Raw genomic sequence first — 20,775 nt, 5'->3', positions numbered from 1 at the left:
GTTCGGGTCGCCGCCATTCACGCCCGGCAGCGGGTCATGCACAAGACGCATCGCCTGCCACGGTGCACGCGCCTACAGTGCGCGCACCCCGTGGCGAGCGCCGCGCCGATGTGATTCGCGCGCGCCGGCGCCGCCGTCGGACCCGGCCCCACGAGGGCTGACGAAGCTCAAGGAAAACATCGCATGACCGCTACCGTTCCCAACGACTCGACGCTGTCCTACGTGCAGCCCACGGCCACCAGCCCCTGGGGCACCTACCTCTCGCAGGTCGACCGCGTGGTGCCCTACCTCGGCCACCTCGGCCGCTGGGCCGAGACCCTCAAGCGCCCCAAGCGCGCGCTGATCGTCGACGTGCCGATCGAGATGGACGACGGCAGCGTGCGCCACTACGAAGGCTTTCGCGTCCAGCACAACCTCAGCCGCGGCCCGGGCAAGGGCGGTGTGCGCTACCACCCCGATGTGAACCTCGAGGAGGTGATGGCGCTGTCGGCCTGGATGACGGTGAAGTGCGCTGCGGTAAACCTGCCCTATGGCGGCGCCAAGGGCGGCATACGCGTCGACCCCAAGCTGCTGTCGCAGAAGGAGCTCGAGAAGCTCACCCGCCGCTACACCAGCGAGATCGGCATCATCATCGGGCCGCAGCGCGACATCCCGGCGCCGGACGTCAACACCAACGCCCAGATCATGGCGTGGATGATGGACACCTACTCGCAGAACACCGGCGCCACCGCGACCGGCGTCGTCACCGGCAAGCCGATCCACCTGGGTGGCTCGCTCGGCCGCGTCAAGGCCACCGGCCGCGGCGTGTTTGTCACCGGGCGCGAGGCGGCGCGGCGCCTGCACCTCAACCTCGACGGCGCACGGGTGGCGGTGCAGGGCTTCGGCAACGTCGGCGGCTCGGCGGCCGAACTGTTTGCACAGGCCGGCAGCAAGATCGTCGCGGCGCAGGACCACACCGGCAGCATCTTCAACGACCGCGGCTTCGACATCGCCGACCTGGTGGCGCACGTCAAGCGCACGGGCGGTGTCGGCGGCTTCAAGGGCGCAGAGGCGATCGACGGCGAGAGCTTCTGGGACGTCAAGTGCGACATCCTGATCCCGGCCGCGCTCGAGGCCCAGATCACGGTGGAGCGCGCCCGCCGCACCACGGCGAAGCTGGTGCTCGAAGGCGCCAACGGCCCGACCACGACCGAGGCCGATGACATCCTCGCCGCGCGCGGCGTGCTGGTGGTGCCCGACGTGATCTGCAATGCCGGCGGCGTGACCGTCAGCTACTTCGAGTGGGTGCAGGACTTCTCGAGCTTCTTCTGGAGCGAGGACGAGATCAACGTGCGCCTGGACAAGATCATGACCGGTGCCCTGAAGCACATCTGGGACACCGCCGACCACCACAAGATCACGCTGCGCACCGCGACCTTCGCGGTGGCCTGCGAGCGGATCCTGATCGCGCGCGAGGAGCGCGGGCTGTATCCCTGAGCGGGTGCGGGCCGGGCCTGCCCGCGGAGCGGGCCCGCAGTAGCATTGGACGGGCGGCGCGCGGCACGCGCGACGCGGTGCTCGCGGAGGAGCGGCCATGTTGCAAGCCATCGATCTGGTGCTGCGCGGGGGACGCGTCGTCGACGGCAGCGGCGCTCCGCCCTTCGAGGCGGACGTCGCGATTCGGAACGGCAAGATCGTCGAAGTCGGCGCCGTCGCGCGCTCGGCCGGTACGGAGATCGATGCGGCCGGGCTGGTCGTCACGCCGGGCTTTGTCGACATCCACACCCACTACGACGGCCAAGTCACCTGGTCCGAGCGGCTGCTGCCCTCGTCGAGTCATGGCGTGACCACGGTCGTGATGGGCAATTGCGGCGTCGGCTTCGCGCCATGCAGGCCGGATCAGCACGAGTTGCTGATCGGGCTGATGGAAGGCGTCGAAGACATCCCGCACCCGGTGCTGGCCGACGGCCTGCCCTGGACCTGGGAGAGCTTTCCGCAGTACCTCGACTTCCTCGACGGGCGTCGCTTCGACATGGACGTCTGCGCCTATGTGCCGCACGCGCCGGTGCGCGTGTTCGTCATGGGTCGGCGCGGCGCCGACCGCGAGCCGGCCACGCCGGCCGATCTGGCGCAGATGGAGCGCATCGTCCACGACGCCATGCTGGCCGGCGCGATGGGCGTATCGACCTCGCGCACCTTCTTCCACCGCTCGGCCGATGGCAAGTCGACGCCGAGCTTCGAGGCGGCCGAGCGCGAACTGACCGCGCTCGCCGGTGCGCTGAAGGCGGCCGGCAGGGGTGCGCTCCAGCTCATCACCGATTTCGATCAACCCGAAGAGGTCTTCACGCTGCTGCGCCGGCTGGTCGAACACTGCGGCCGGCCGCTGACGGTGTCGCTGCTCGAGGGCACCTATGGCCCGATGACCTTGCGTTGGCACGAGGTGCTCGACTGGGCCGCGCAGGCCAGCGCCGAGGGCGTGCCGATCAAGGCCCAGGTGCTCGGGCGGGCCATCGGCGTGATGCTCGGCCATGAGCTGACGCTGAACCCGTTCTACACCTGTGACTCCTACGCGGCGCTGTCGGCCTTGCCGTTCGAGCAGAAGATCCAGGCGCTGAGGCAGCCCGCCACGCGGGCCCGCATCCTGGCCGAGGCGGTCGACCCGGACCCGACGATCGTGCTGGGGCGATTGGCGCAGGAGTTCGAGCACATGTACCTGCTCGGCGATCCGCCGGACTACGAGCAGCCCTTCGAGCAGAGCATCGCAGCGCGCGCCCGGCGCCTGGGCGTGCGGCCGCAGGCACTGGCCTATGACCTGATGCTGGAGGGCGAGGGGCGCAACAATCTCTACGCCACGCTCTGCAACTACGAATGCGGCTCGCTCGACACCTCGCTGGCCATGATGCGCCACGCCGGCTCGGTGCTGGGCCTGGGCGATGGCGGTGCGCATTGCGGCACGATCTGCGATGGCAGCTACCCGACCTTCATGCTGACGCACTGGGTGCGCGACCGCACCCGCGGCGAGCGGGTGCCGCTGCCGCTGGTCGTCAAGTGGCTGAGCAGCGATCCGGCCCGGACCGTGGGCCTGGAGGACCGTGGCCTCGTCATGCCCGGTTACAAGGCCGACCTGAACGTGTTCGACCCGGATCGACTGCGTCTGCACGCGCCCGAGGTCGTGCACGACCTGCCGAGCGGCGGCCGGCGTCTCGTGCAACGCGCCGATGGCTATGAGTGCACGATCGTCGACGGCGTCGTCGTCCATCGCCGCGGCGTGCCGAGCGGCTCGCTGCCCGGGCGGCTGGTCAGAGGCCCCAGGGCGGCGCCGACGACATGAACGCGACCGCGCCGGCCGGTGCGGCCGAACTCAAGCGGGAACTGGACCAGCTGATCGCGCAGCTCCTGGGGGCGGTCTCGTTCGACGCGGGCCAGACGCCTCGGTACCGCAGGCTGCACGATCTGTTCATCGAGGCCGGTGTGCTGGTCAACGCGACCGGCGCGACGCCCGAGGTCTTCGGCGTCGACCGCTTCATCGAGACCCGGATGGCGAGCTTCGAGGCCGGCACGGTCACGCGCTATCGGGTGCTCGAGCTCGACGCCGACTCGGTCAGCTTCGGCAAGGTAGCGCATCGGCAGGGTGTCATCGCACGCGAGGGCATGGCGGCGGGCGAGCGCTTCGAGTCGCGCGGCATGCTGTTCGCGCAGTTCGTGCTGACGCAGGCGGGCTGGCGCTTCAGTTCGGTCGCCTGGGACGACCTGCGGCCCGGCGTGCGGCTCATTGCCCGCTCCGAGCCGACCGAATTCGGCGCGTACTGAGGCTGTGGTGTACGGCCTTCAGGCGGCGCGAAGTGCCAGCTCGGTCACGATGCCGGCGAATACCGCCAGGCCGACCCAGTGGTTGAGCCTGAAGGCCTTGAAGCAGCCCTCGCGCGCGCGGTCACGGATCAGCGTCCAGTGCCACGCGGCCTGCGCCGCCGCCGCGGCCAGGCCGAGCGCGAAGACCCAGCCCAGCCCCTGCCCGAAGCCGAGCACGCCCCACGTGAGCAGGTAGAGCCCGTAGAAGCCCATCACCGCCGCCACGTCGAAGCGCCCGAGCGTGATGGCCGAGGTCTTGATGCCGATGCGCAGGTCGTCGTCGCGGTCGACCATCGCGTACTCGGTGTCATAGGCCAGCACCCAGAACAGGTTGCCGAACAGCAGCCACCAGGCCAGCGCCGGCACCGCGCCCTGCACGGCGGCAAAGGCCATCGGGATGCCGAAACTGAAGGCGACGCCGAGCACCGCCTGCGGCATCGACACGAAGCGCTTGGCGTAGGGGTAGGCGATCGTGATCGCCAGCGCTGCGAAGGACAGCGCGATGGTCAGCGCATTCGTCGTCAGCACCAGGCCGAAGGCCGCCAGCGCGAGCAGTGCGCCGAAGGCCAGCGCGTTCCTCACCGGCAGCGCGCCCGAGGTGACCGGGCGCTGCGCGGTGCGCTTCACGAAGCGGTCGAAGTCGCGGTCGGCCACGTCGTTGACGCAGCAGCCGGCGCTACGCATCAGGATCGTGCCGAGCGTGAAGACGATCAGCAGATGCCAGCCCGGAAAGCCGCCCGCTGCCAACCACAGCGCGGCGAGCGTGGGCCACAGCAGCAGCAGCCAGCCGGCCGGGCGGTTCCAGCGGATCAGGTCGAGGTAGAGCGCCAGGCGCGAGGGCGCGGGCGGCGAATCGGTGGCGGTGTTCATCGCCGCCGATTATCCGAAGCGCCGCGGGCTCAGCCCTCCAGCAGCGAGCGCAGCATCCAGGCCGTCTTCTCGTGGATGTCCAGGCGCTGGGTCAGCAGGTCGGCGGTGGGCTGGTCGTCGGCCCTGGCGGCGGCGGCGAAGACGCCGCGCGCGGTGCGCGCCACGCCTTCGTGGCCTTCGCACAGGATGCGCACCATCTCGAGCGCCTTCGGCGGCACGGCCGGCGCGTCCTTCAGCGAACTGAGCTTGCCGAACTGCGCGTAGCTGCCGGCGGCCGGGAAGCCGAGCGCGCGGATGCGCTCGGCGATCGGGTCGACCGCGTTCCACAGTTCGGTGTACTGGGCCATGAACATCGCGTGCAGCGAGTTGAACATCGGCCCCGTCACGTTCCAGTGGAAGTTGTGGGTCGTCAGATACAGCGTGTAGGTGTCGGCGAGCAGGGCGTTGAGTCCCTTGGCGATCGCGGCACGGTCCTTCTCGTTGATGCCGATGCTGATCGGCGGCGCGCTGTCCTTGGCTTTGGCCATCGCTTGCTCCTGGGAGTGGTTCGGGGGAACTGCAATCGACTGCAGCGAAGAAGGCCCGGCCGCCGTGCGGCGGACGGGCCTTCGAGCCTGCTAGCCCGGGATCAGGCCAGGTCGAAGCGGTCCAGGTTCATCACCTTCGTCCACGCGGCGACGAAGTCCAGCACGAACTTTTCCTTCGCGTCGGCGCTTGCGTACACCTCGGCCAGCGCGCGCAGCACCGAGTTCGAACCGAAGGCGAGGTCCACGCGCGTGGCGGTCCACCTGATCTGGCCGCTCTTGCGGTCCGTGCCCTCGTAGTTGCCGCCGGCTGCTTTCCACTCGGTGCCCATGTCGAGCAGGTTGACGAAGAAGTCGGTCGAGAGCACGCCCGCCTTGTCGGTGAACACGCCATGCTTGCTGCCGCCACTGTTGGCGCCCAGCACGCGCAGGCCCCCGACCAGCGCCGTCATCTCGGGCGCGGTCAGCGCGAGCTGCTGCGCCTTGTCGACCAGCAGGTGCTCGACGGGCACGGCGGTCGAGCCCTTGAAGTAGTTGCGGAAGCCGTCGGCGATGGGCTCGAGCACGCCGAAGGAGTCGACGTCGGTCTGCTCCTGCGAGGCATCGACGCGGCCGGGCGCGAACGGCACGTCGACCGCGACACCCGCGGCCTTGGCCGCCTGCTCGACGCCGACGCCGCCGGCCAGCACGATCAGGTCGGCCAGCGAGAGCTTGCCCGAAGCCTTCTGGATCTCCTCGAGCTTGGCCAGCACCTTGGCGAGTTCGCCCGGCGTGTTGGCTTCCCAGCCCTTCTGCGGAGCCAGGCGGATGCGTGCACCGTTGGCGCCGCCGCGCTTGTCGCCGCTGCGGAAGGTCGAGGCCGAAGCCCAGGCGGTGGATACGAGCTGCGACACCGTGAGGCCGGAGGCTGCGATCTTCGCCTTCGCGTCGGCGATGTCGGCTGCGGTGGGATTGAGCGTGGCCGCGGGCAGGGGGTCCTGCCAGATCAGCTCTTCCTTCGGCACTTCGGGGCCGAGGTAGCGGGCGAGCGGGCCCATGTCGCGGTGCGTCAGCTTGTACCAGGCGCGCGCGAAGGCGTCGGCAAAGGCCTGCGGGTTCTCGAGGAACTTGCGCGAGATCTTCTCGAACTCGGGGTCCAGGCGCAGCGTCAGGTCCGTGGTCAGCATCGTCGGCTTGTGCATCTTGCCGGGGATGTGGGCGTCGGGAATGATCTCCGGCGCGTCCTTGGCCACCCACATCTTGGCGCCGGCGGGGCTCTTGGTCAGCTCCCACTCGAACTTGAACAGGTGCTCGAAGAAGTCGTTGCTCCAGCGCGCGGGCGTGGTCGTCCAGGTCACTTCGATGCCGCTGGAGATGGTGTCCTTGCCGTGGCCGGTGCCGTAGTTGCTCGTCCAGCCCAGGCCTTGCTGCTCGAGCGGCGCGCCTTCGGGCTCGGGGCCCTTGTGCGACTCGGGCGCGGCGCCATGCGCCTTGCCGAAGGTATGGCCGCCGGCGATCAGCGCGACGGTTTCCTCGTCGTCCATCGCCATGCGGCCGAAGGTGGCGCGGATGTCCTTGGCGGCGGCCACCGGGTCGCCACTGGCGTTCGGGCCTTCCGGGTTCACGTAGATCAGGCCCATGTGGGTCGCGCCCAGCGGCTGGTCCAGGTCGCGATCGCCGGTGAAGCGCTTGCCGGTGTCGAGCCAGACGGCCTCGTTGCCCCAGTTGGCGTCGTTGTCGGGCTCCCAGACGTCTTCGCGGCCGCCGGCGAAGCCGAAGGTGCGAAAGCCCATCGACTCCAGCGCGACGTTGCCGGTGAGGATCAGCAGGTCGGCCCAGGAGATGCTTTGCCCGTACTTCTGCTTGATCGGCCATAGCAGGCGGCGCGACTTGTCGATGTTGACGTTGTCGGGCCAGCTGTTCAGCGGCGCGAAGCGCTGCTGCCCGCGACCGCCGCCGCCGCGGCCGTCGGAGGTGCGGTAGGTGCCGGCGGCATGCCAGGTCATGCGGATGAACTGCGGGCCGTAGTGGCCGAAGTCGGCCGGCCACCAGTCCTGCGAGTCGGTCATCAGCGCCAGCAGGTCCTTCTTCAGCGCGTAGTAGTCGAGCTTCTTGAACGCTTCGGCGTAGTCGAACTTCCCGCCCAGCGGGTCGGACTTGCTGGAGTGCGCGCTCAGCAGATCCAGGTGCAACTGGTTGGGCCACCAGTCGTAGTTGGTGGTACCGCCACCGGCCGCGTGGTTGAACGGGCACTTGGCTTCTGTCGACATGGCTCTCTCCTTTGGTGGGTTGCGCTGCGCGACTCGACTGGTCGCCGATGAAGGCTTGTCGAGGACTCCTCAGTGAGCTTTTGCATCCTAGGATCGGCTGATAGCACGGTCGAATTGATTCGCACCACTAGTTCGATAGCGACTATCGAACTGGCCAACTCGATTGCTTCTCAGGCCGTGAGCCTGTTGACCCCCTTGAGGTCCCCGGCGTAGACCGCGTTGCGCAAGGCCGCGATCGCCTCGTAGCGGGTGAAGGTGCGGCGCCAGGCGAGCACCACGCGCCGGCTCGGCACCGGGTCGCTGAACGGGATGTGGCGCAGATGCGGGTCGGGCGTCTGGTTCGGCCCGGAGGGCACGCTGAGCTGCGGCACCACCGTGATGCCCATGCCCGAGGCCACCATGTGCTTGATGGTCTCGAGCGAGGAGCCTTCGAAGCTCTTGCGGATGCCCTCGGCGTCGCTCGAGAAGCGCGCGAACTCGGGGCAGACCTCGAGCACATGGTCGCGAAAGCAATGGCCGGTGCCGAGCAGCAGCATCGTTTCCTGCTTCAGTTCGGTGGTCGAGACGCTGCTGCGCCGGGCCATCGGATGCGAGGCCGGCACCGCGACGACGAAGGGCTCGTCGTAGAGCGGGGCGATCGCGAGTCCGGCATCGGGAAAGGGCTCGGCCATGATGGCCGCGTCGAGTTCGCCGGTGCGTAGCATCTCGAGCAGCTTGACGGTGAAGTTCTCGTGCAGCATCAGCGGCATCTGCGGGAACAGCTCGATCGCGTGCTTGACCAGCTCGGGCAGCAGGTAGGGGCCGATCGTGTAGATCACGCCGAGCTTGAGCGGGCCCGCCAGCGGGTCCTTGCCGCGCTTGGCGATCTCCTTGATCGAGGACGCCTGCTCGATCACCGCCTGCGCCTGGCGCACGATCGCCTCGCCCAGCGGCGTGACCGAGACCTCGGTGCTGCCGCGCTCGAAGATCTTGAGGTCGAGTTCCTCCTCCAGTTTCTTCACCGCCACGCTCAGTGTGGGTTGCGAGACGAAGCAGGCCTCGGCGGCACGGCCGAAGTGCCGCTCGCGGGCAACGGCGACGATGTAGCGAAGCTCGGTCAGGGTCATCGGGAGGCTCCCATTGAAGGCAGCGATGAAAGCATCTGTTTCGATTGTGCGCCTCGAGGGCGCGCAAGGGATACTCCAAGGTTCAACGCTTTTGCCCGTCCTGATCCACCATGAGTTCGACTCCGATTTCCCGCCTTTTTGCCCTGCTGCCGGCCCTGACCGGCGCGCTGCTGCTGGCCGCCTGCGGCGGTGGTGACGACGGCGGCTCCGCGCTGCAGCCGGCGGTGCCGCCGCCGCCGACGACACCCGCGCCCTATGCCACCTGCAGCCAGGCCGGCCGCGATGCCTCGACCGCCAGCAGCGCGCCGGTGACCATCTGCATGCTCACGACGCAAGGCGAGATCGTGCTCGCGCTCGACTCGGCCAAGGCGCCGGTGACGGTCGCCAACTTCCTGCAGTACGTCGCCGCCGGTCACTACACCAACACGCTGTACCACCGCGTGATCAGCGACTTCGTGATCCAGGGCGGCGGCTACGCGGCCAACCTCAGCGCGGGCTTCACCGCGAGCCTGGTCGAGAAGCCGACCTTCACGCCGATCTCGCTCGAGAGCAACAATGGGCTGAAGAACCTGCGCTACAGCATCGGCATGGCACGCCAGGCGGCGCCCAACACCGCGACCGCCCAGTTCTACATCAACACCGTCGACAACCCCTGCCTGGACTACGGCAACACCTGCACCGGTGGCGACCCGGCCGGCTACGCGGTCTTCGGCACCGTCATCGCCGGCCAGGCTGTGGTCGACAAGATCAAGGCCGTGTCCGTCGACGCCAACAACCGCCCGCGCCAAGACGTCGTGACCTACTGGGCCGAGAAGCTCAAGGGCTGAGTGCCGCGGCTCCAAGCCCGAGAGTTCGGGCTTGGACGGCACGAAGGACGCGAGCTCTGCGAGCGGCATGACCCGCAGGTGAAGGACGCGAACTCCGCGAGCGGCTGATCAGGCCTTCAGGAACTCGGCCTTGCCGCCGAGCCAGCGATCGACCTGGGCCTGCGCCGCCGCGGGCTGCTCAAGCAGCAGGCGCGGCGCCAGCGCGCGGGCCTGCTGCAGCAGCGCACTGTCTTCCTGCAGGTCGGCAAAGCGCAGCAGCGCGCTGCCGCTCTGGCGCGCGCCCATGAACTCGCCGGGACCGCGGATCTCGAGGTCGCGCCGGGCGATCTCGAAACCGTCGGTCGTCTCGGCCATCGCGCGCAGCCGCGCCTTGCCGGTCTCGGACAGCGGCGCGGTGTAGAGCAGCACGCAGACGCTGGCCACCGCGCCGCGGCCGACGCGTCCGCGCAGCTGGTGCAGCTGCGAGAGGCCGAAGCGCTCGGCATGCTCGATCACCATCAGGCTCGCGTTCGGCACGTCGACGCCGACCTCGATCACCGTGGTCGCCACCAGCAGGCACATCGAGCCGCCGGTGAACAGGCTCATCACCGCCGCCTTCTCGGCCGCCGGCATGCGGCCGTGCAGCAGCCCGACCATCACGCCGGGCAACGCGGCGCTCAGCTGCGCGTGGGTGTCGGTGGCGTTCTGCAGGTCGAGCGCTTCGGATTCCTCGACCAGCGGGCAGACCCAGTAGACCTGCCGGCCCTGCGCGACCTCGTCGCGGATGCGCTCGATCACGTCCTCGCGCCGTGCGTCGCCGAAGACCTTGGTCACGACCGGCGTGCGGCCGGGCGGCAGCTCGTCGATGGTGGAGAGCGCGAGATCGGCGAAGTAGCTCATCGCCAGCGTGCGCGGGATCGGCGTGGCACTCATCATCAGCAGATGCGGCTCGAGCCCGTCATGCGCCAGCTTGCGGCGCAGTTCGAGCCGCTGCTGAACGCCGAATCGATGCTGCTCGTCGACGATCGCCAGGCCGAGCCTGGCGAAGCGGACCTTGTCTTCGATCACCGCATGGGTGCCGACGATCAGCCCCGCCTCGCCCGAGGCCGCCGCCTCGAGCTGCTGCTTGCGCGCCTTGCCCTTGACGCTGCCGGTGAGCCAGGCAACGCGGATGCCGAGCGGCTCGAGCCAGCCGACCAGCTTTCTGAAATGCTGCTCGGCGAGGATCTCGGTCGGCGCCATCAGCGCGCATTGCCAGCCGGCGTCGATCGCGACCGCGGCGGCGAGCGCCGCGACGACGGTCTTGCCCGAGCCCACGTCGCCCTGCAGCAGGCGGTGCATCGGCACGCCGCGTCCAATGTCCTGGGCGATCTCCTCGGCCACGCGCTGCTGCGCGCCGGTCAGCTGGAAGGGCAGCGCGGCGAGCAGCTTCTCGTGCAGGCCGCCGGCGCCCGCACGAAGCGGCGGCGCGCGCAGCAGTTCGCGCTCCTGGCGGGCCTGCGCCTGCGAGAGCTGCTGCGCCAGCAGCTCCTCGAACTTGAGCCGCTGCCAGGCCGGATGCGCGTGCTCTTCCAGCGCCGCGAGGCTGGCGTCTGGCGGCGGATGGTGCAGGTAGTTCAGGGCCTCGCGCAGCGGCGGCAACCCGCGCGGCACGCTGCCCGGCGGCAGCAGCTCGTGCAGCGGTGCGCGCGCCAGCGCTGCGGCAATCGCCTTGCGCAGGTAGGCCTGCGGCAGCTGCGCGCTGGCCGGGTAGACCGGGGTCAGCGAGGCCGCCAGCGGCGCGCCGGGCTGCACGGCCTTGAAGGTGGGATGCACCATCTCCAGCCCGAAGAAGCCGCCGCGCGGCTCGCCGCGCACGCGTACCAGCTGCCCCGGCGCGAAGCTCTTCTGGTGCGAGGGATAGAAGTGCAGGAAGCGCAGCACCAGTTCGTCGCCGGCCGAGTCCTCGATCCGGACGACCAGCTGCCGACGCGGCCTGAACTCGACCTGGGCCTCGCGCACGACGCCCTCGACCTGTACCGCCACACCGGGCCGCGCGGCGGCGATCGGCACGACGCGGGTCTCGTCCTCGTAGCGCAGCGGTAGGTGCAGCGCGAGATCGATGTCGCGCCGCAGGCCGAGCTTCTCCATCGACTTCTGCGGCGCCGACTTCGGGCGTGCCGCCGTCGCGGTCGCCGCTGCCGCGTCGGTGGGCGATGGCGCGGCGGCGGAGGAGGCGGGCATGGAACAATTCTGCCCGCCCGCTTCTGTCTTTTCTCCAGGCCGGTACAGCCTGCGTGTCTGCCATGCAACCCTCTGCCAGCGAGCCCTCGGCCACCCGCGACTGGTCGGTCGCCGACTTCGACTTCGAGCTCCCGCCCGAACTGATCGCGCAACACCCCGCACCCGAACGCAGCGCCTCGCGCCTGCTCGACGGCCGCGGCGCGCTGCCGGTCGACCGCGTATTCCGCGAGCTGCCGGCGCTGCTGAGCCCCGGCGACCTGCTGGTCTTCAACGACACCCGCGTCATCAAGGCGCGGCTGTTCGGACGCAAGACGACGGCCGGCGTGCGCGGCGGTGCCGGCGGCGGGCGGGTCGAGGCGCTGATCGAGCGCGTGCTGCCCGGCACGCGGGAGGTCTGGGCCCACCTGCGTGCGAGCAAGTCGCCCAGGGCCGGCAGCGTCGTCCGCTTCGGCGACGACGAGGCGCACGCCTTCGATGCCGAGGTGCTCGGCCGCTGCGGGGCCGAGGACGCGCTGTTCCATCTGCGCTTCCCCGAGGACCCCTTCGTGCTGCTCGAACGCAGCGGTCATGTGCCGCTGCCGCCCTACATCACGCACGCCGACGCGGCCGAGGACGTGCGCCGCTACCAGACCGTGTTCGCCGACAAGCCGGGCGCCGTGGCCGCGCCGACCGCCTCGCTGCACTTCGACGAGGCGCTGCTCGAGCAGCTTGCCGCGCGCGGCGTGCAGCGCGCCAGCGTCACGCTGCACGTGGGGGCCGGCACCTTCCAGCCGGTGCGGGTCGAGCGCATCAAAGAGCACCGCATGCACAGCGAATGGTTCGATGTGCCGGCGGTCACCGTCGACGCCATCGCGCAGACGCGCGCGCGCGGCGGCCGCGTGGTGGCGGTGGGCACGACCACGCTGCGGGCGCTCGAGTCGGCCGCGCTCGATCGCGCCGATCGGCTGCCCGCCGTCGGCGCGCGCGAGACGGAGATCTTCATCACGCCGGGCTTCGACTTCCGCGTGGTCGACCGGCTCGTCACCAACTTCCACCTGCCGAAGAGCACGCTGCTGATGCTGGTCAGCGCCTTTGCCGGCTTCGAGCACATGCACGCGCTGTACGCGCATGCGATCGCGCAGCGCTATCGCTTCTTCAGCTACGGCGATGCGATGCTGCTGGACCGTCGCGTCAGCTGACCGGGCTCAGGAGTCGCCCCACATCCTCAAGAGGTTGTGATACGTGCCGGTCAACCCCACCAGTTCGGGCGTGTCGCCGAGCCGCTCGCGCAGCGCGGTGACGCGCTGGTCGAGGTCGTGCAGCAAGGCGCGCTGCTCCTCGCCGCGCACCATGCTCTCGATCCAGAAGAAGCTCGCCAGCCGCGCGCCGCGCGTGACCGGTTCGACCCGGTGCACGCGGGTGCCCGGGTAGAGCACCATGTGGCCGGCCGCCAGCTTGATGCGGCGCGTGGCGCCGCCCGGTTCCTCGATCACCAGGTCGCCGCCGTCGTAGTCGGCCGGCTCGGCCAGGAACAGCGTCGCCGAGAGGTCGGTGCGCACCTGCGTGCCGCGGTGCGGGCCGTGGCGCAGCATGCGCATCGCGTTGTCGATGTGATCGCCGAAGGCGTTGCTGCTGCCGCCGTAGCGGTTGAACAGCGGCGGGTAGATGCGCTTGGGCAGCGCGGCGGCAAAGAAGCCGGCGTGCGTGGCCAACGCCTCGAGCACGATCTCGCGCAGTTCGGCCGCGGCGGGCGAGTCCTCCGGCAACTGCTGGTTGTTCTTGACCGGCGCCGACTGGCTGCCGGCGGTGCGCTTGCCGTCGGCCCAGGGTGCCTGCGCGAGCAGCGCCTGGGCGCGGGCGAGCGCGCTGCCGGTGAGAACGTCGGGAAGGATCAGCACCATCGCAGGACTCCCGGCCGGTCGATCACAGGGTGGCGGTCAGCGTCAGCTGGGCCGAGCGCGGCACGCCGGGCACCGTGTGGCCGCGGTAGAGGCCGTCAGCGTAGTTCTTGTCGAACAGGTTGAACAGGTTCAGTCGCACCGCGTAGTTGGCCCAGCTGTACTCGACCATCGCGTCGGCCTTGACGTAGCCCGGCGCCTCGTTGGGCGAGGTTTCGGCGTCGGCAGGCTTGCGCGAGCTCATGCCGTCGGCGCCGATGCCGAGACGCAGCTTCTGCGTCGCGCGCCACGCCAGCCAGAGGTTGCCGGTCCAGCGCGGCGTCAGGCCCGGGGTCTGGCCGACCGAGGCCTGATTGACGCTGCCGGCCTCGTCGATGTTGCCGCGCATGTAGGCCACGCCGGCAAAGAGCTCCAGCTCCGGCAGCAGTCGCCCGGCGCCCTCGAGCTCGATGCCGTCGGTGTGGCGCCGGCCGCTGAGCAGGAAGGCGTTGTTGGCGGTGTCGACGTCGGTGTTGCGTTCATTGAACTTCTCGCTGCGGAACAGCGCGGTGCGCAGCGCGAGGTTGTTGTCCAGCAGCTCCCACTTGGCGCCGATCTCGGCGTTGCGGCTCTTCTCGGGTGGGGTGTTGGCGCTGCGGTCGGCCGAGGCCTGGCGCTGCGCCTGCGTCGCGCCGGCGACGCCGAACTGGTAGAGGTCGCCGGTGGTGTTGAACGAGGTGCCGTAGGAGGCGTAGTAGCTGGCGTTGGCCTGCGGCTGCCAGATCAGGCCGGCGCGGTAGCTCGGCAGGTTGTCCTCGCGCGACCAGGTCACCGGCTGCGCGTCGGTGTTGGTGTACTCGGCGCGGAAGCTGTCGTAGCGCAGGCCGAGCAGCGCCTTCCAGCTCGGGATGAACTCGACCGTGTCCTGCGCGTAGACGCCGAGGTTGCGCGCCGTGAAGTTGACACTCGGCGCCCGCACGCGGGTGTCGACCAGCGCCGGCGAGACGCCCGGGGTGCCGAACAGCGTCGGCGGCTTGGCCGGCGTGCCGGCGTAGGTGTAGGTCTGCGTGGCTTCGTCGGTGAGGTCGATGCCGGTGACCAGGTCGTGCTTCATGCCGAACCATCCGGCCTTGGCCGACAGGTCGCTCTGCAGCAGGCGCTGGCGGTCCTCGGCGGCGCGGGTCTGGTTGCCGCGCGTGACGGTCGTGCTGTCGCTGATCGGCGGGGCGCCGGCGCCGGCGCGCGCGGTGGTGGCCCAAAGGTCGCGCTTGAACTTGCCGTCGCGGAAGGCCGTGCGCAGCTCGGCGCCGCCCATCTCGGCGCCGAAGCGGTGCAGCCAGGAGAAGGTGCCGTAGGTGGCCGAGTCCTTCTGGTAGTCGCTCTCGAAGCCGAACCAGCGATCGCGCGCCTCGGGCACCGGTCGGCCGTCGAGCCAGCCGAAGCCGTAGTCGGGGCGATCCTCGTAGCGCAGGTGGTAGAGGCCGATCGAGAACTCGTCGCTGGTGCCGATGCCCCAGCGGAAGGTCGGCGCGAAGCCGGTGCGGTCGGTGGTCGGGCCGTTGCGGAAGCTGTCGGCGTCGGTCTTCATGACGTTCAGCCGCACGGCGGCGCTCTCGCCGGTCTTGAGGTTGAAGTCGCCGGTCAGGCGGTAGTAGTCATCGGTGCCAGCAGTCAGCGCGACCTCGTTCTGGTTCATCAGGAACGGTTGCTTGTTGACCTGGTTGACCACGCCACCGGTCGACCCGCGGCCGAACAGCATCGAGGCCGATCCGCGCAGCACCTCGATGCGGTCGATGTTGAAGGTGTCGCGGTTGTACTGCGCGGTGTCGCGCATGCCGTCCTGGTAGATGTCGCCGCGCGCCGAGAAGCCGCGAATGCGCACCAGGTCGCCAACGCCGCCGCCCTCGCCGGCCTCGAAGGTGACGCCGATCGCACGGTGCAGCGCGCCGCGCAGCGTGTCGGCGTTGGTGTCGTCGATCAGCTTCTCGGTGATCACCGTCACCGACTGCGGGATGTCCTTCAGGTCCTGCTGGCTCTTGCCGATGCGGGTCTGGTCGGCCTTGTAGGCGTCCTTGCCCTGGCGTTCGCCGTTGCCGTGGACCTCGACGCGCTGCAGCTTCAGCGCGCCGGGCGTGGCCTGCGCCGCCGGCGGCTCGTCGGTGGCGGCGGTCGTGGCTTGGGCCCAGACGGCCGGCGCCGCCAGACCGAAGCCGGCGGCCAGCGCGCCCAGCGGCAGCAGTCGGGTCGGGCGCCGGACGGTGGTGGACGAGGGAGTGGAACGCTTCGATCGTGCGCGCATGGTCACGCTTCTCCTGCAAAAGCCTGGATGGGTCTCGGTGGGGCCGGGACGGTCCGTTGGCTGGCACAGGAGGCGCGACCACCGGGGCGGCGGCAGCACCGGGGCTGGCGGGGGACGCGCTTGGCGTTGGGTGCAGCGACCCGCCGCGTCAGGGCGGCGAATCACATGCGAATGATTCCCAATTGTAAATGAGAACTTGTCGCATTGGTGCGACAGCGTGCGATCAACGCGGGGCGCCGTCGCCCGGCCGCGTCACCAGCGACACCAGCCAGCCCAGTAGCGCAACCGGGTAGAGCACGCCGATCAGTGCCTCGAGCACCGCCAGCGCGCGTGCCGCCGGATGCGCCGGCGTGATGTCGCCATAGCCGAGCGAGCTCAGCGTGACGAAGGAGTAGTAGTTGAGCTCGCTGACGATCTGGCCATACGAGGCCGGCGTGCCGAGCACCAGATAGGCACCGGGCGCGTGCATCGCCACCAGCCGGTGCAGCTGCGTGAAGGCGATGCCGATCAGCAGGAACACCGCCACCGCGCCGAGCACGCGGTGCACGTTGATGCGACCCGCGGCCAGCGTGTAGACCATCGTCAGCCAGCCGAGCGCGATCGCGTTGACGGCGGCAAAGCCGGCATCGGCGGCGCGCAGCGACTCGTCGGGCAGCCAGATGTTGGCCAGCCGCAGCAGCAGCGTGGCCATCGCGGTCCAGATGAACATGCGGCCCGGCACGGTGTGATCGGCCAGGATCCAGACGCCAAGCATCAGCAGGCCGACAAACACCAGGTCGGCCGCATGCCGGTTGAGCCAGCCCGTCTGCACCAGCGGCGGCACCAGCACCACCTCGGCCAGCAGCAGCAGCGTCAGCACGGTCAGGCTGCGGTCGGTGACCGCCTGCCGCGTCAGCCGCGCCCAGACCCGCTGCAGCGGCTGGCCCGGGTGGATCGGCGGGGTCATGCCGGGCCTATTCGAGGACCACCTCGCAGCGCACCGCGCCGGCGCGGTCGGCGCGCGCGCTCAAGGCCAGGCGCGTGCCGGCCGGTGCGCGCACGATCCATTCGGCCATCGCACGATCGGCGCTGAGTTCGGGGTCGGGCAGGAAGGCCAGCGGTGACTGCTTCGGCGCGTGGCCCTCGAGTTGCGGTCCCTCAAAGCGCGGCAACTCGCCGCCGACCAGCGTGGCGCCCTCCGGCAGCGTGATCTCGAACATCAGGCCGCGCACGACCTTGCGCTCGAGCGCGCGCTTGCTGACGTAGGCCGGCAGCCAGCCCGAGTTGCCCACCACGAGGCGCACGCGCCAGGTGTTGCCACCAGCGGTGGCATCGGCAGGAGCAGCGAGCGGTTCCACCTCGGTGCGCAGCAGCTCCAGCCGCGGCAGGCTCAGCGCCAGCTGCGTCATCCACTTGGGAAAGCGCGCCGCCTCGCGCTCGCGCAGTTGCGGCGGCGGGTTGCGCCAGTAGTTCATCTTGTCCCAGCCGCCGATCTCGACCGCGCCGAGCTGCGGGTGATCGAAGGGCTTCCAGTCCACGTGGGCGCGACCGTCGCATTGCTCGTCGCTCCACCGGAGCAGCTTGAGGTCGTCCTCGACCGGGTGCTCGCGGAACCAGTCGATCCACTTGTAGTCCTCGACGCCGGCCTCCTTGTTGGGCGACCAGATCTCGACCACCCAGAACAGCGCGCCGAGATGCTCGTAGACCCAGTCCTGGGTGCCGCTGATGATGTCCTTGGGGTGGTACTTGAACTCGTGCCAGATGCTGATCGCCGGGTAGCCGCTCAGGCGCGCGCCGAGCTCGCTGAAGCGCTTGATGCACCACAGGTCCTCGGGAATCATGTCGTCGTCGCAGCTGCTGCCCATCGGCCGCAGGATCACGCCGCTGTGCGTGTGATAGCTGATCGCCGCGCCGATGTTGGGGTGGGTGACGAAGAACTCGACCATCGCCCGCACCTCGGGCTCGCTGGTCGGGTAAGGGCCGGCGCCCCATTGCTCGAACTCCTGGCGCCAGCCGCCCGGGAAGTTGCGGTTGAGGTCGAGGCCTTCGCGATCCTTGTTGAGGCGGATCTCGACGCCGTCGTAGTTGGCGAGCGTTCCTTCCGGAATGACGCGGTAGTACTCGCCACCGAACTCGCCCGGCTCGCGCGCCACCATCAGCCGCGGCTCGCTCGGGTGCGGCTTGTAGGCGCCATGCGGGTCCTTGATGCGCATGCTGAGGATGCGGCCGTCGCCGTCCACGTCTTCCAGCGTGAGGCCGTCGACCGGCGTTTCGTCGAAGGGGTAGGGCCGGGTCGAGGAGCGGATGTGGCGCGGCCTTTCCGCCAGCGCCAACTCGGCGCCGTCGGGATTGAGGCGCGGGCACAGGTAGATCGTGCGCGTGTCGAGCAGGTGGGTGATCTCGCGATCGCTGCCGTATCCGCTGACCAGTGCGTGCAGGTAGTACAGCACCGCAGTGCTGGCGGTCAGCTCGGCGGCGTGGATGTTGCCGTCGGCCCAGAACGCCGGCTTGTCGGTGTCGGCGCCGGTGGCGAGGTTGGTGACGACCAGCAGCCAGAGCTCGCGCCCCTCGTGGCTCTTTCCGATCGAGCGGAGTTGCACCAGGTCGGGCCGCGCCTGCGCGTAGGCCTGCAGCAGCTCGGTGAGTTCGGGGTAGCGGTAGAAGCTGTCGAATCGCGGGGTCGGCAGGGAGGCCATCGTGAGTTAGCGGGAAGGGATGCCCTCGTGGGGCGACGCCGGATTCTGAGGCTCGACGCCGCGCGGCCGCGACCGCAGCAACCCGAGGCGACAATCGACCGATGCTGCGCTTCGACCTGCTCAAGACCGAGGGCCACGCCCGGCGCGGTCGCCTCACGCTCAACCACGGCATCGTCGAGACGCCGATCTTCATGCCGGTCGGCACCTACGGCACTGTCAAGGGCGTGATGCCGCGCTCGCTCGAGGAGATGGGCGCGCAGATCATCCTCGGCAACACCTTCCACCTCTGGCTGCGGCCCGGGCTCGAGGTGCTGCAGACCTTCGGCGGGCTGCATCGCTTCGAGGCCTGGGACAAGCCGATCCTCACCGACAGCGGCGGCTTCCAGGTCTGGTCGCTCGGCGAGATGCGCAAGATCAGCGAGGAGGGCGTCAAGTTCGCGTCGCCGGTCAACGGCGACAAGCTGTTCCTCACGCCCGAGGTCTCGATGCAGATCCAGACCGTGCTCAACAGCGACATCGTCATGCAGTTCGACGAGTGCACGCCCTACGAGAGCAAGGGCAAGCTGACGAGCGAGGCCGAGGCGCGCGCCTCGATGGAGCTCAGCCTGCGCTGGGCCGCGCGCTGCAAGACCGAGTTCCAGAAGCTGCAGAACCCGAACGCGCTGTTCGGCATCGTGCAGGGCGGCATGTTCGAGAGCCTGCGCGAGGAGTCGCTGGCGAAGCTCGTCGAGATGGACCTGCCCGGCTACGCTGTCGGCGGCGTCTCGGTCGGTGAACCCAAGAACGAAATGCTGCGCATCATGGCCCACACGCCGCACCGGCTGCCGGCCAACAAGCCGCGTTACCTGATGGGCGTGGGCACGCCCGAGGACCTGGTCGAAGGCGTGGCGCAGGGCGTCGACATGTTCGACTGCGTGATGCCGACCCGCAACGCGCGCAACGGCCACCTGTTCACCCGCTTCGGCGACCTGCGCATCCGCAACGCGCGCTACAAGAGCGACGAGCGGCCGATCGACGAGAGCTGCAGCTGCTACTCCTGCGCCGGCCACGCCGGCCACGCCGGTGGCTTCAGTCGCGCCTACCTGCACCACCTCGATCGCTGCGGCGAGATGCTGGGCGGCATGCTGACCAGCATCCACAACCTGCACTACTACCTGAACCTGATGCGCGAGATGCGCGAGGCGCTCGACGAGGGGCGCTTCGAGACCTTCAGGAAACAGTTCCACGCCGACCGGGCGCGCGGCGTGTAGGGAGGCAAGGCCTGCACCTTGCCCGGCGCCGCACCTGGTCAGCGAGAAGTGCGACGGCGGCGGGCCAGCAGCGCAACGAGGCACAGGCCGGCCAGCGACAGCGGCACGGTGCCCGGCTCGGGGACCGCGGTCGCATAGCCGACCCGACCCCCGACATTGGCGTTGATCGTGAAGACCATCAGCTTCGGCTGATCGCTCGCGTTGACGTCGGTGATGACTGCAACGCCCGAGCTGCTCATGAGCCCATCCAGGCGGTCGCAATTGAAGGGAGAGCCGTCGTTTGACTCTCCCTGGCAGTCGGTGCCGGCGAGGTACCGCAGCGACTTGCCGGGTTCGTAGGCCTCGGGGTCGGTGAAGGTCAGCAGAACCGATGCCATCACGGCGTCGCACGCAAAGGACTCGCAGGACTGGCCCGGGGCCGGCAGAGACGACGAGGTATGGAGAGAGAAGTCCGCGGTGACGAAAACTCGGGTGTACGGCGACAAGGTGAAGAAGTTGTAGGCCGGGTTGCAGCACTCGTTGTAGCTTGGCGTCGCGCCCGCGTAGAACGAGGCGCCCGGCGCGTCGGCGTGGCCCGAGACGCTCAGTTCGGTCGGTCCTGCCGGCGATCCGTTGCCGACGAGGGTCGCGCGTGCGGAGACGCCAGTCAGCTCCGCGGCAGCGGCGACCGAAGTGAAGTTGGTTGCGCCGGAGTTGACGTCCGAGGCATTTGGACCGAAGGGCAGGGACACGTGAGCCCCCGCAGAGCTGAAGTACGGCCCCTCTCCGTCTTCGGAGAACACCATTGACGGCGCGATGCCGTCGTCGGGCTTCAGGTCAACCAGCCAGAAGCGTAGGTCGGTGAGCGAGGCCGAGGCCGTGACCTCGGCATGCGCCAGGCGCGAGCCGGTCGCGGCGAGCACGGTGATCGTCGCGACGACGAGCAGTTGCAGCAGATCCTTCTTCATGGTGTCTCCTCGGTTGCGGGCGATGGAGCGTGGCGACAACGGCCTGACCGTGCGCGCGACCTCATCGTCAAGCTAGTGCCCACAGCGCGGCGCCCACCCCCGGGATCGAGCGAACCCCCCCAAGAAGGAAATTGCGGCCGAA

16 protein-coding genes are annotated in these 20,775 nt (G+C 69.5%); 6 read left to right on the top strand and 10 right to left on the bottom strand.

Translation table 11 applies throughout. The annotated features are described in order from the left end of the window. Positions 1-183 precede the first annotated feature (183 nt). The 3 genes from EV670_RS07670 to EV670_RS07660 all read left to right on the top strand — a co-directional run bounded on the left by EV670_RS07670 (position 184) and on the right by EV670_RS07660 (position 3,789). On the top strand, positions 184-1,476 hold the full coding sequence (locus EV670_RS07670; RefSeq protein ID WP_130431252.1) for a Glu/Leu/Phe/Val family dehydrogenase: 1,293 nt from the start codon (positions 184-186) through the stop codon (positions 1,474-1,476). 97 nt (positions 1,477-1,573) lie between these two features. Then, a complete protein-coding gene (locus tag EV670_RS07665; protein WP_130431251.1) occupies positions 1,574-3,310 on the top strand; it encodes an N-acyl-D-amino-acid deacylase family protein in 1,737 nt (578 codons plus the stop codon). Continuing rightward, on the top strand, positions 3,307-3,789 hold the full coding sequence (locus EV670_RS07660) for a hypothetical protein (protein ID WP_130431250.1): 483 nt from the start codon (positions 3,307-3,309) through the stop codon (positions 3,787-3,789). Before EV670_RS07665 ends, EV670_RS07660 begins: the two co-directional genes overlap by 4 nt. A gap of 18 nt (positions 3,790-3,807) precedes the next feature. On the opposite strand, the gene ubiA is transcribed toward EV670_RS07660, so the two are convergent. The 4 genes from ubiA to EV670_RS07640 form a co-directional block, all read right to left on the bottom strand. Next, entirely contained in the window at positions 3,808-4,698 is an 891-nt protein-coding gene (gene ubiA, locus EV670_RS07655; protein WP_130431249.1) for a 4-hydroxybenzoate octaprenyltransferase, read from the bottom strand. Between the two features lie 29 nt (positions 4,699-4,727). Beyond that, the gene (locus tag EV670_RS07650; RefSeq protein ID WP_130431248.1) at positions 4,728-5,225 is read right to left on the bottom strand and encodes a Dps family protein; all 498 of its coding nucleotides are present in this window, start codon (positions 5,223-5,225) and stop codon (positions 4,728-4,730) included. Positions 5,226-5,326: 101 nt separating this feature from the next. After that, positions 5,327-7,471 carry a catalase/peroxidase HPI gene (gene katG, locus EV670_RS07645; RefSeq protein WP_130431247.1) on the bottom strand — a complete coding sequence of 715 codons (2,145 nt, stop codon included), beginning with the start codon at positions 7,469-7,471 and terminating at the stop codon, positions 5,327-5,329. 170 nt (positions 7,472-7,641) lie between these two features. Continuing rightward, a complete protein-coding gene (locus EV670_RS07640) occupies positions 7,642-8,577 on the bottom strand; it encodes a hydrogen peroxide-inducible genes activator (RefSeq protein ID WP_130431246.1) in 936 nt (311 codons plus the stop codon). A 110-nt stretch (positions 8,578-8,687) separates the two neighbouring features. On the opposite strand from EV670_RS07640, the gene EV670_RS07635 reads away from it, so the two are divergent. Next, on the top strand, positions 8,688-9,404 hold the full coding sequence (locus tag EV670_RS07635; protein WP_130431245.1) for a peptidylprolyl isomerase: 717 nt from the start codon (positions 8,688-8,690) through the stop codon (positions 9,402-9,404). Between the two features lie 108 nt (positions 9,405-9,512). On the opposite strand, the gene recG is transcribed toward EV670_RS07635, so the two are convergent. Further along, a complete protein-coding gene (gene recG / locus EV670_RS07630; RefSeq protein WP_130431244.1) occupies positions 9,513-11,606 on the bottom strand; it encodes an ATP-dependent DNA helicase RecG in 2,094 nt (697 codons plus the stop codon). Between the two features lie 62 nt (positions 11,607-11,668). On the opposite strand from recG, the gene queA reads away from it, so the two are divergent. Next, positions 11,669-12,784: a tRNA preQ1(34) S-adenosylmethionine ribosyltransferase-isomerase QueA gene (gene queA / locus EV670_RS07625; RefSeq protein ID WP_130431243.1), complete on the top strand. Its 1,116-nt coding sequence runs from the start codon at positions 11,669-11,671 to the stop codon at positions 12,782-12,784. Between the two features lie 6 nt (positions 12,785-12,790). On the opposite strand, the gene EV670_RS07620 is transcribed toward queA, so the two are convergent. The 4 genes from EV670_RS07620 to EV670_RS07605 form a co-directional block, all read right to left on the bottom strand. Then, complete coding sequence (locus EV670_RS07620; RefSeq protein WP_130431242.1) at positions 12,791-13,486, bottom strand: Fe2+-dependent dioxygenase; 696 nt, start codon at positions 13,484-13,486, stop codon at positions 12,791-12,793. Between the two features lie 22 nt (positions 13,487-13,508). Further along, positions 13,509-15,761 carry a TonB-dependent receptor gene (locus EV670_RS07615; RefSeq protein WP_130431241.1) on the bottom strand — a complete coding sequence of 751 codons (2,253 nt, stop codon included), beginning with the start codon at positions 15,759-15,761 and terminating at the stop codon, positions 13,509-13,511. A gap of 223 nt (positions 15,762-15,984) precedes the next feature. Then, positions 15,985-16,707 carry a potassium channel family protein gene (locus EV670_RS07610; protein ID WP_130431240.1) on the bottom strand — a complete coding sequence of 241 codons (723 nt, stop codon included), beginning with the start codon at positions 16,705-16,707 and terminating at the stop codon, positions 15,985-15,987. 7 nt (positions 16,708-16,714) lie between these two features. Then, positions 16,715-18,436: a M14 family metallopeptidase gene (locus EV670_RS07605; RefSeq protein WP_130431239.1), complete on the bottom strand. Its 1,722-nt coding sequence runs from the start codon at positions 18,434-18,436 to the stop codon at positions 16,715-16,717. A gap of 101 nt (positions 18,437-18,537) precedes the next feature. Here EV670_RS07605 and tgt point away from each other — a divergent pair, with 101 nt between their 5' ends. Then, positions 18,538-19,686 (top strand): tRNA guanosine(34) transglycosylase Tgt, encoded by a 1,149-nt coding sequence (gene tgt / locus EV670_RS07600; RefSeq protein ID WP_130431238.1) that lies wholly within the window; start codon positions 18,538-18,540, stop codon positions 19,684-19,686. 38 nt (positions 19,687-19,724) lie between these two features. On the opposite strand, the gene EV670_RS07595 is transcribed toward tgt, so the two are convergent. Next, a complete protein-coding gene (locus EV670_RS07595) occupies positions 19,725-20,633 on the bottom strand; it encodes a PEP-CTERM sorting domain-containing protein (RefSeq protein ID WP_130431237.1) in 909 nt (302 codons plus the stop codon). Positions 20,634-20,775 lie beyond the last annotated feature (142 nt).

The sequence above is a fragment of the Rivibacter subsaxonicus genome (assembly GCF_004217215.1).
GTDB classification, from domain to species: domain Bacteria; phylum Pseudomonadota; class Gammaproteobacteria; order Burkholderiales; family Burkholderiaceae_C; genus Rivibacter; species Rivibacter subsaxonicus.
Note: the sequence above shows the minus strand (reverse complement) of the source record. Positions and strands in the feature narration are given on the sequence as shown.

Coding starts and splice junctions, on each gene's coding strand:
- EV670_RS07670 (WP_130431252.1), top strand. CDS start 184: ATGACCGCTACCGTTCCCAACGACTCGACGCTGTCCTACGTGCAGCCC.
- EV670_RS07665 (WP_130431251.1), top strand. CDS start 1,574: ATGTTGCAAGCCATCGATCTGGTGCTGCGCGGGGGACGCGTCGTCGAC.
- EV670_RS07660 (WP_130431250.1), top strand. CDS start 3,307: ATGAACGCGACCGCGCCGGCCGGTGCGGCCGAACTCAAGCGGGAACTG.
- ubiA (WP_130431249.1), bottom strand. CDS start 4,698: ATGAACACCGCCACCGATTCGCCGCCCGCGCCCTCGCGCCTGGCGCTC.
- EV670_RS07650 (WP_130431248.1), bottom strand. CDS start 5,225: ATGGCCAAAGCCAAGGACAGCGCGCCGCCGATCAGCATCGGCATCAAC.
- katG (WP_130431247.1), bottom strand. CDS start 7,471: ATGTCGACAGAAGCCAAGTGCCCGTTCAACCACGCGGCCGGTGGCGGT.
- EV670_RS07640 (WP_130431246.1), bottom strand. CDS start 8,577: ATGACCCTGACCGAGCTTCGCTACATCGTCGCCGTTGCCCGCGAGCGG.
- EV670_RS07635 (WP_130431245.1), top strand. CDS start 8,688: ATGAGTTCGACTCCGATTTCCCGCCTTTTTGCCCTGCTGCCGGCCCTG.
- recG (WP_130431244.1), bottom strand. CDS start 11,606: ATGCCCGCCTCCTCCGCCGCCGCGCCATCGCCCACCGACGCGGCAGCG.
- queA (WP_130431243.1), top strand. CDS start 11,669: ATGCAACCCTCTGCCAGCGAGCCCTCGGCCACCCGCGACTGGTCGGTC.
- EV670_RS07620 (WP_130431242.1), bottom strand. CDS start 13,486: ATGGTGCTGATCCTTCCCGACGTTCTCACCGGCAGCGCGCTCGCCCGC.
- EV670_RS07615 (WP_130431241.1), bottom strand. CDS start 15,761: ATGCGCGCACGATCGAAGCGTTCCACTCCCTCGTCCACCACCGTCCGG.
- EV670_RS07610 (WP_130431240.1), bottom strand. CDS start 16,707: ATGACCCCGCCGATCCACCCGGGCCAGCCGCTGCAGCGGGTCTGGGCG.
- EV670_RS07605 (WP_130431239.1), bottom strand. CDS start 18,436: ATGGCCTCCCTGCCGACCCCGCGATTCGACAGCTTCTACCGCTACCCC.
- tgt (WP_130431238.1), top strand. CDS start 18,538: ATGCTGCGCTTCGACCTGCTCAAGACCGAGGGCCACGCCCGGCGCGGT.
- EV670_RS07595 (WP_130431237.1), bottom strand. CDS start 20,633: ATGAAGAAGGATCTGCTGCAACTGCTCGTCGTCGCGACGATCACCGTG.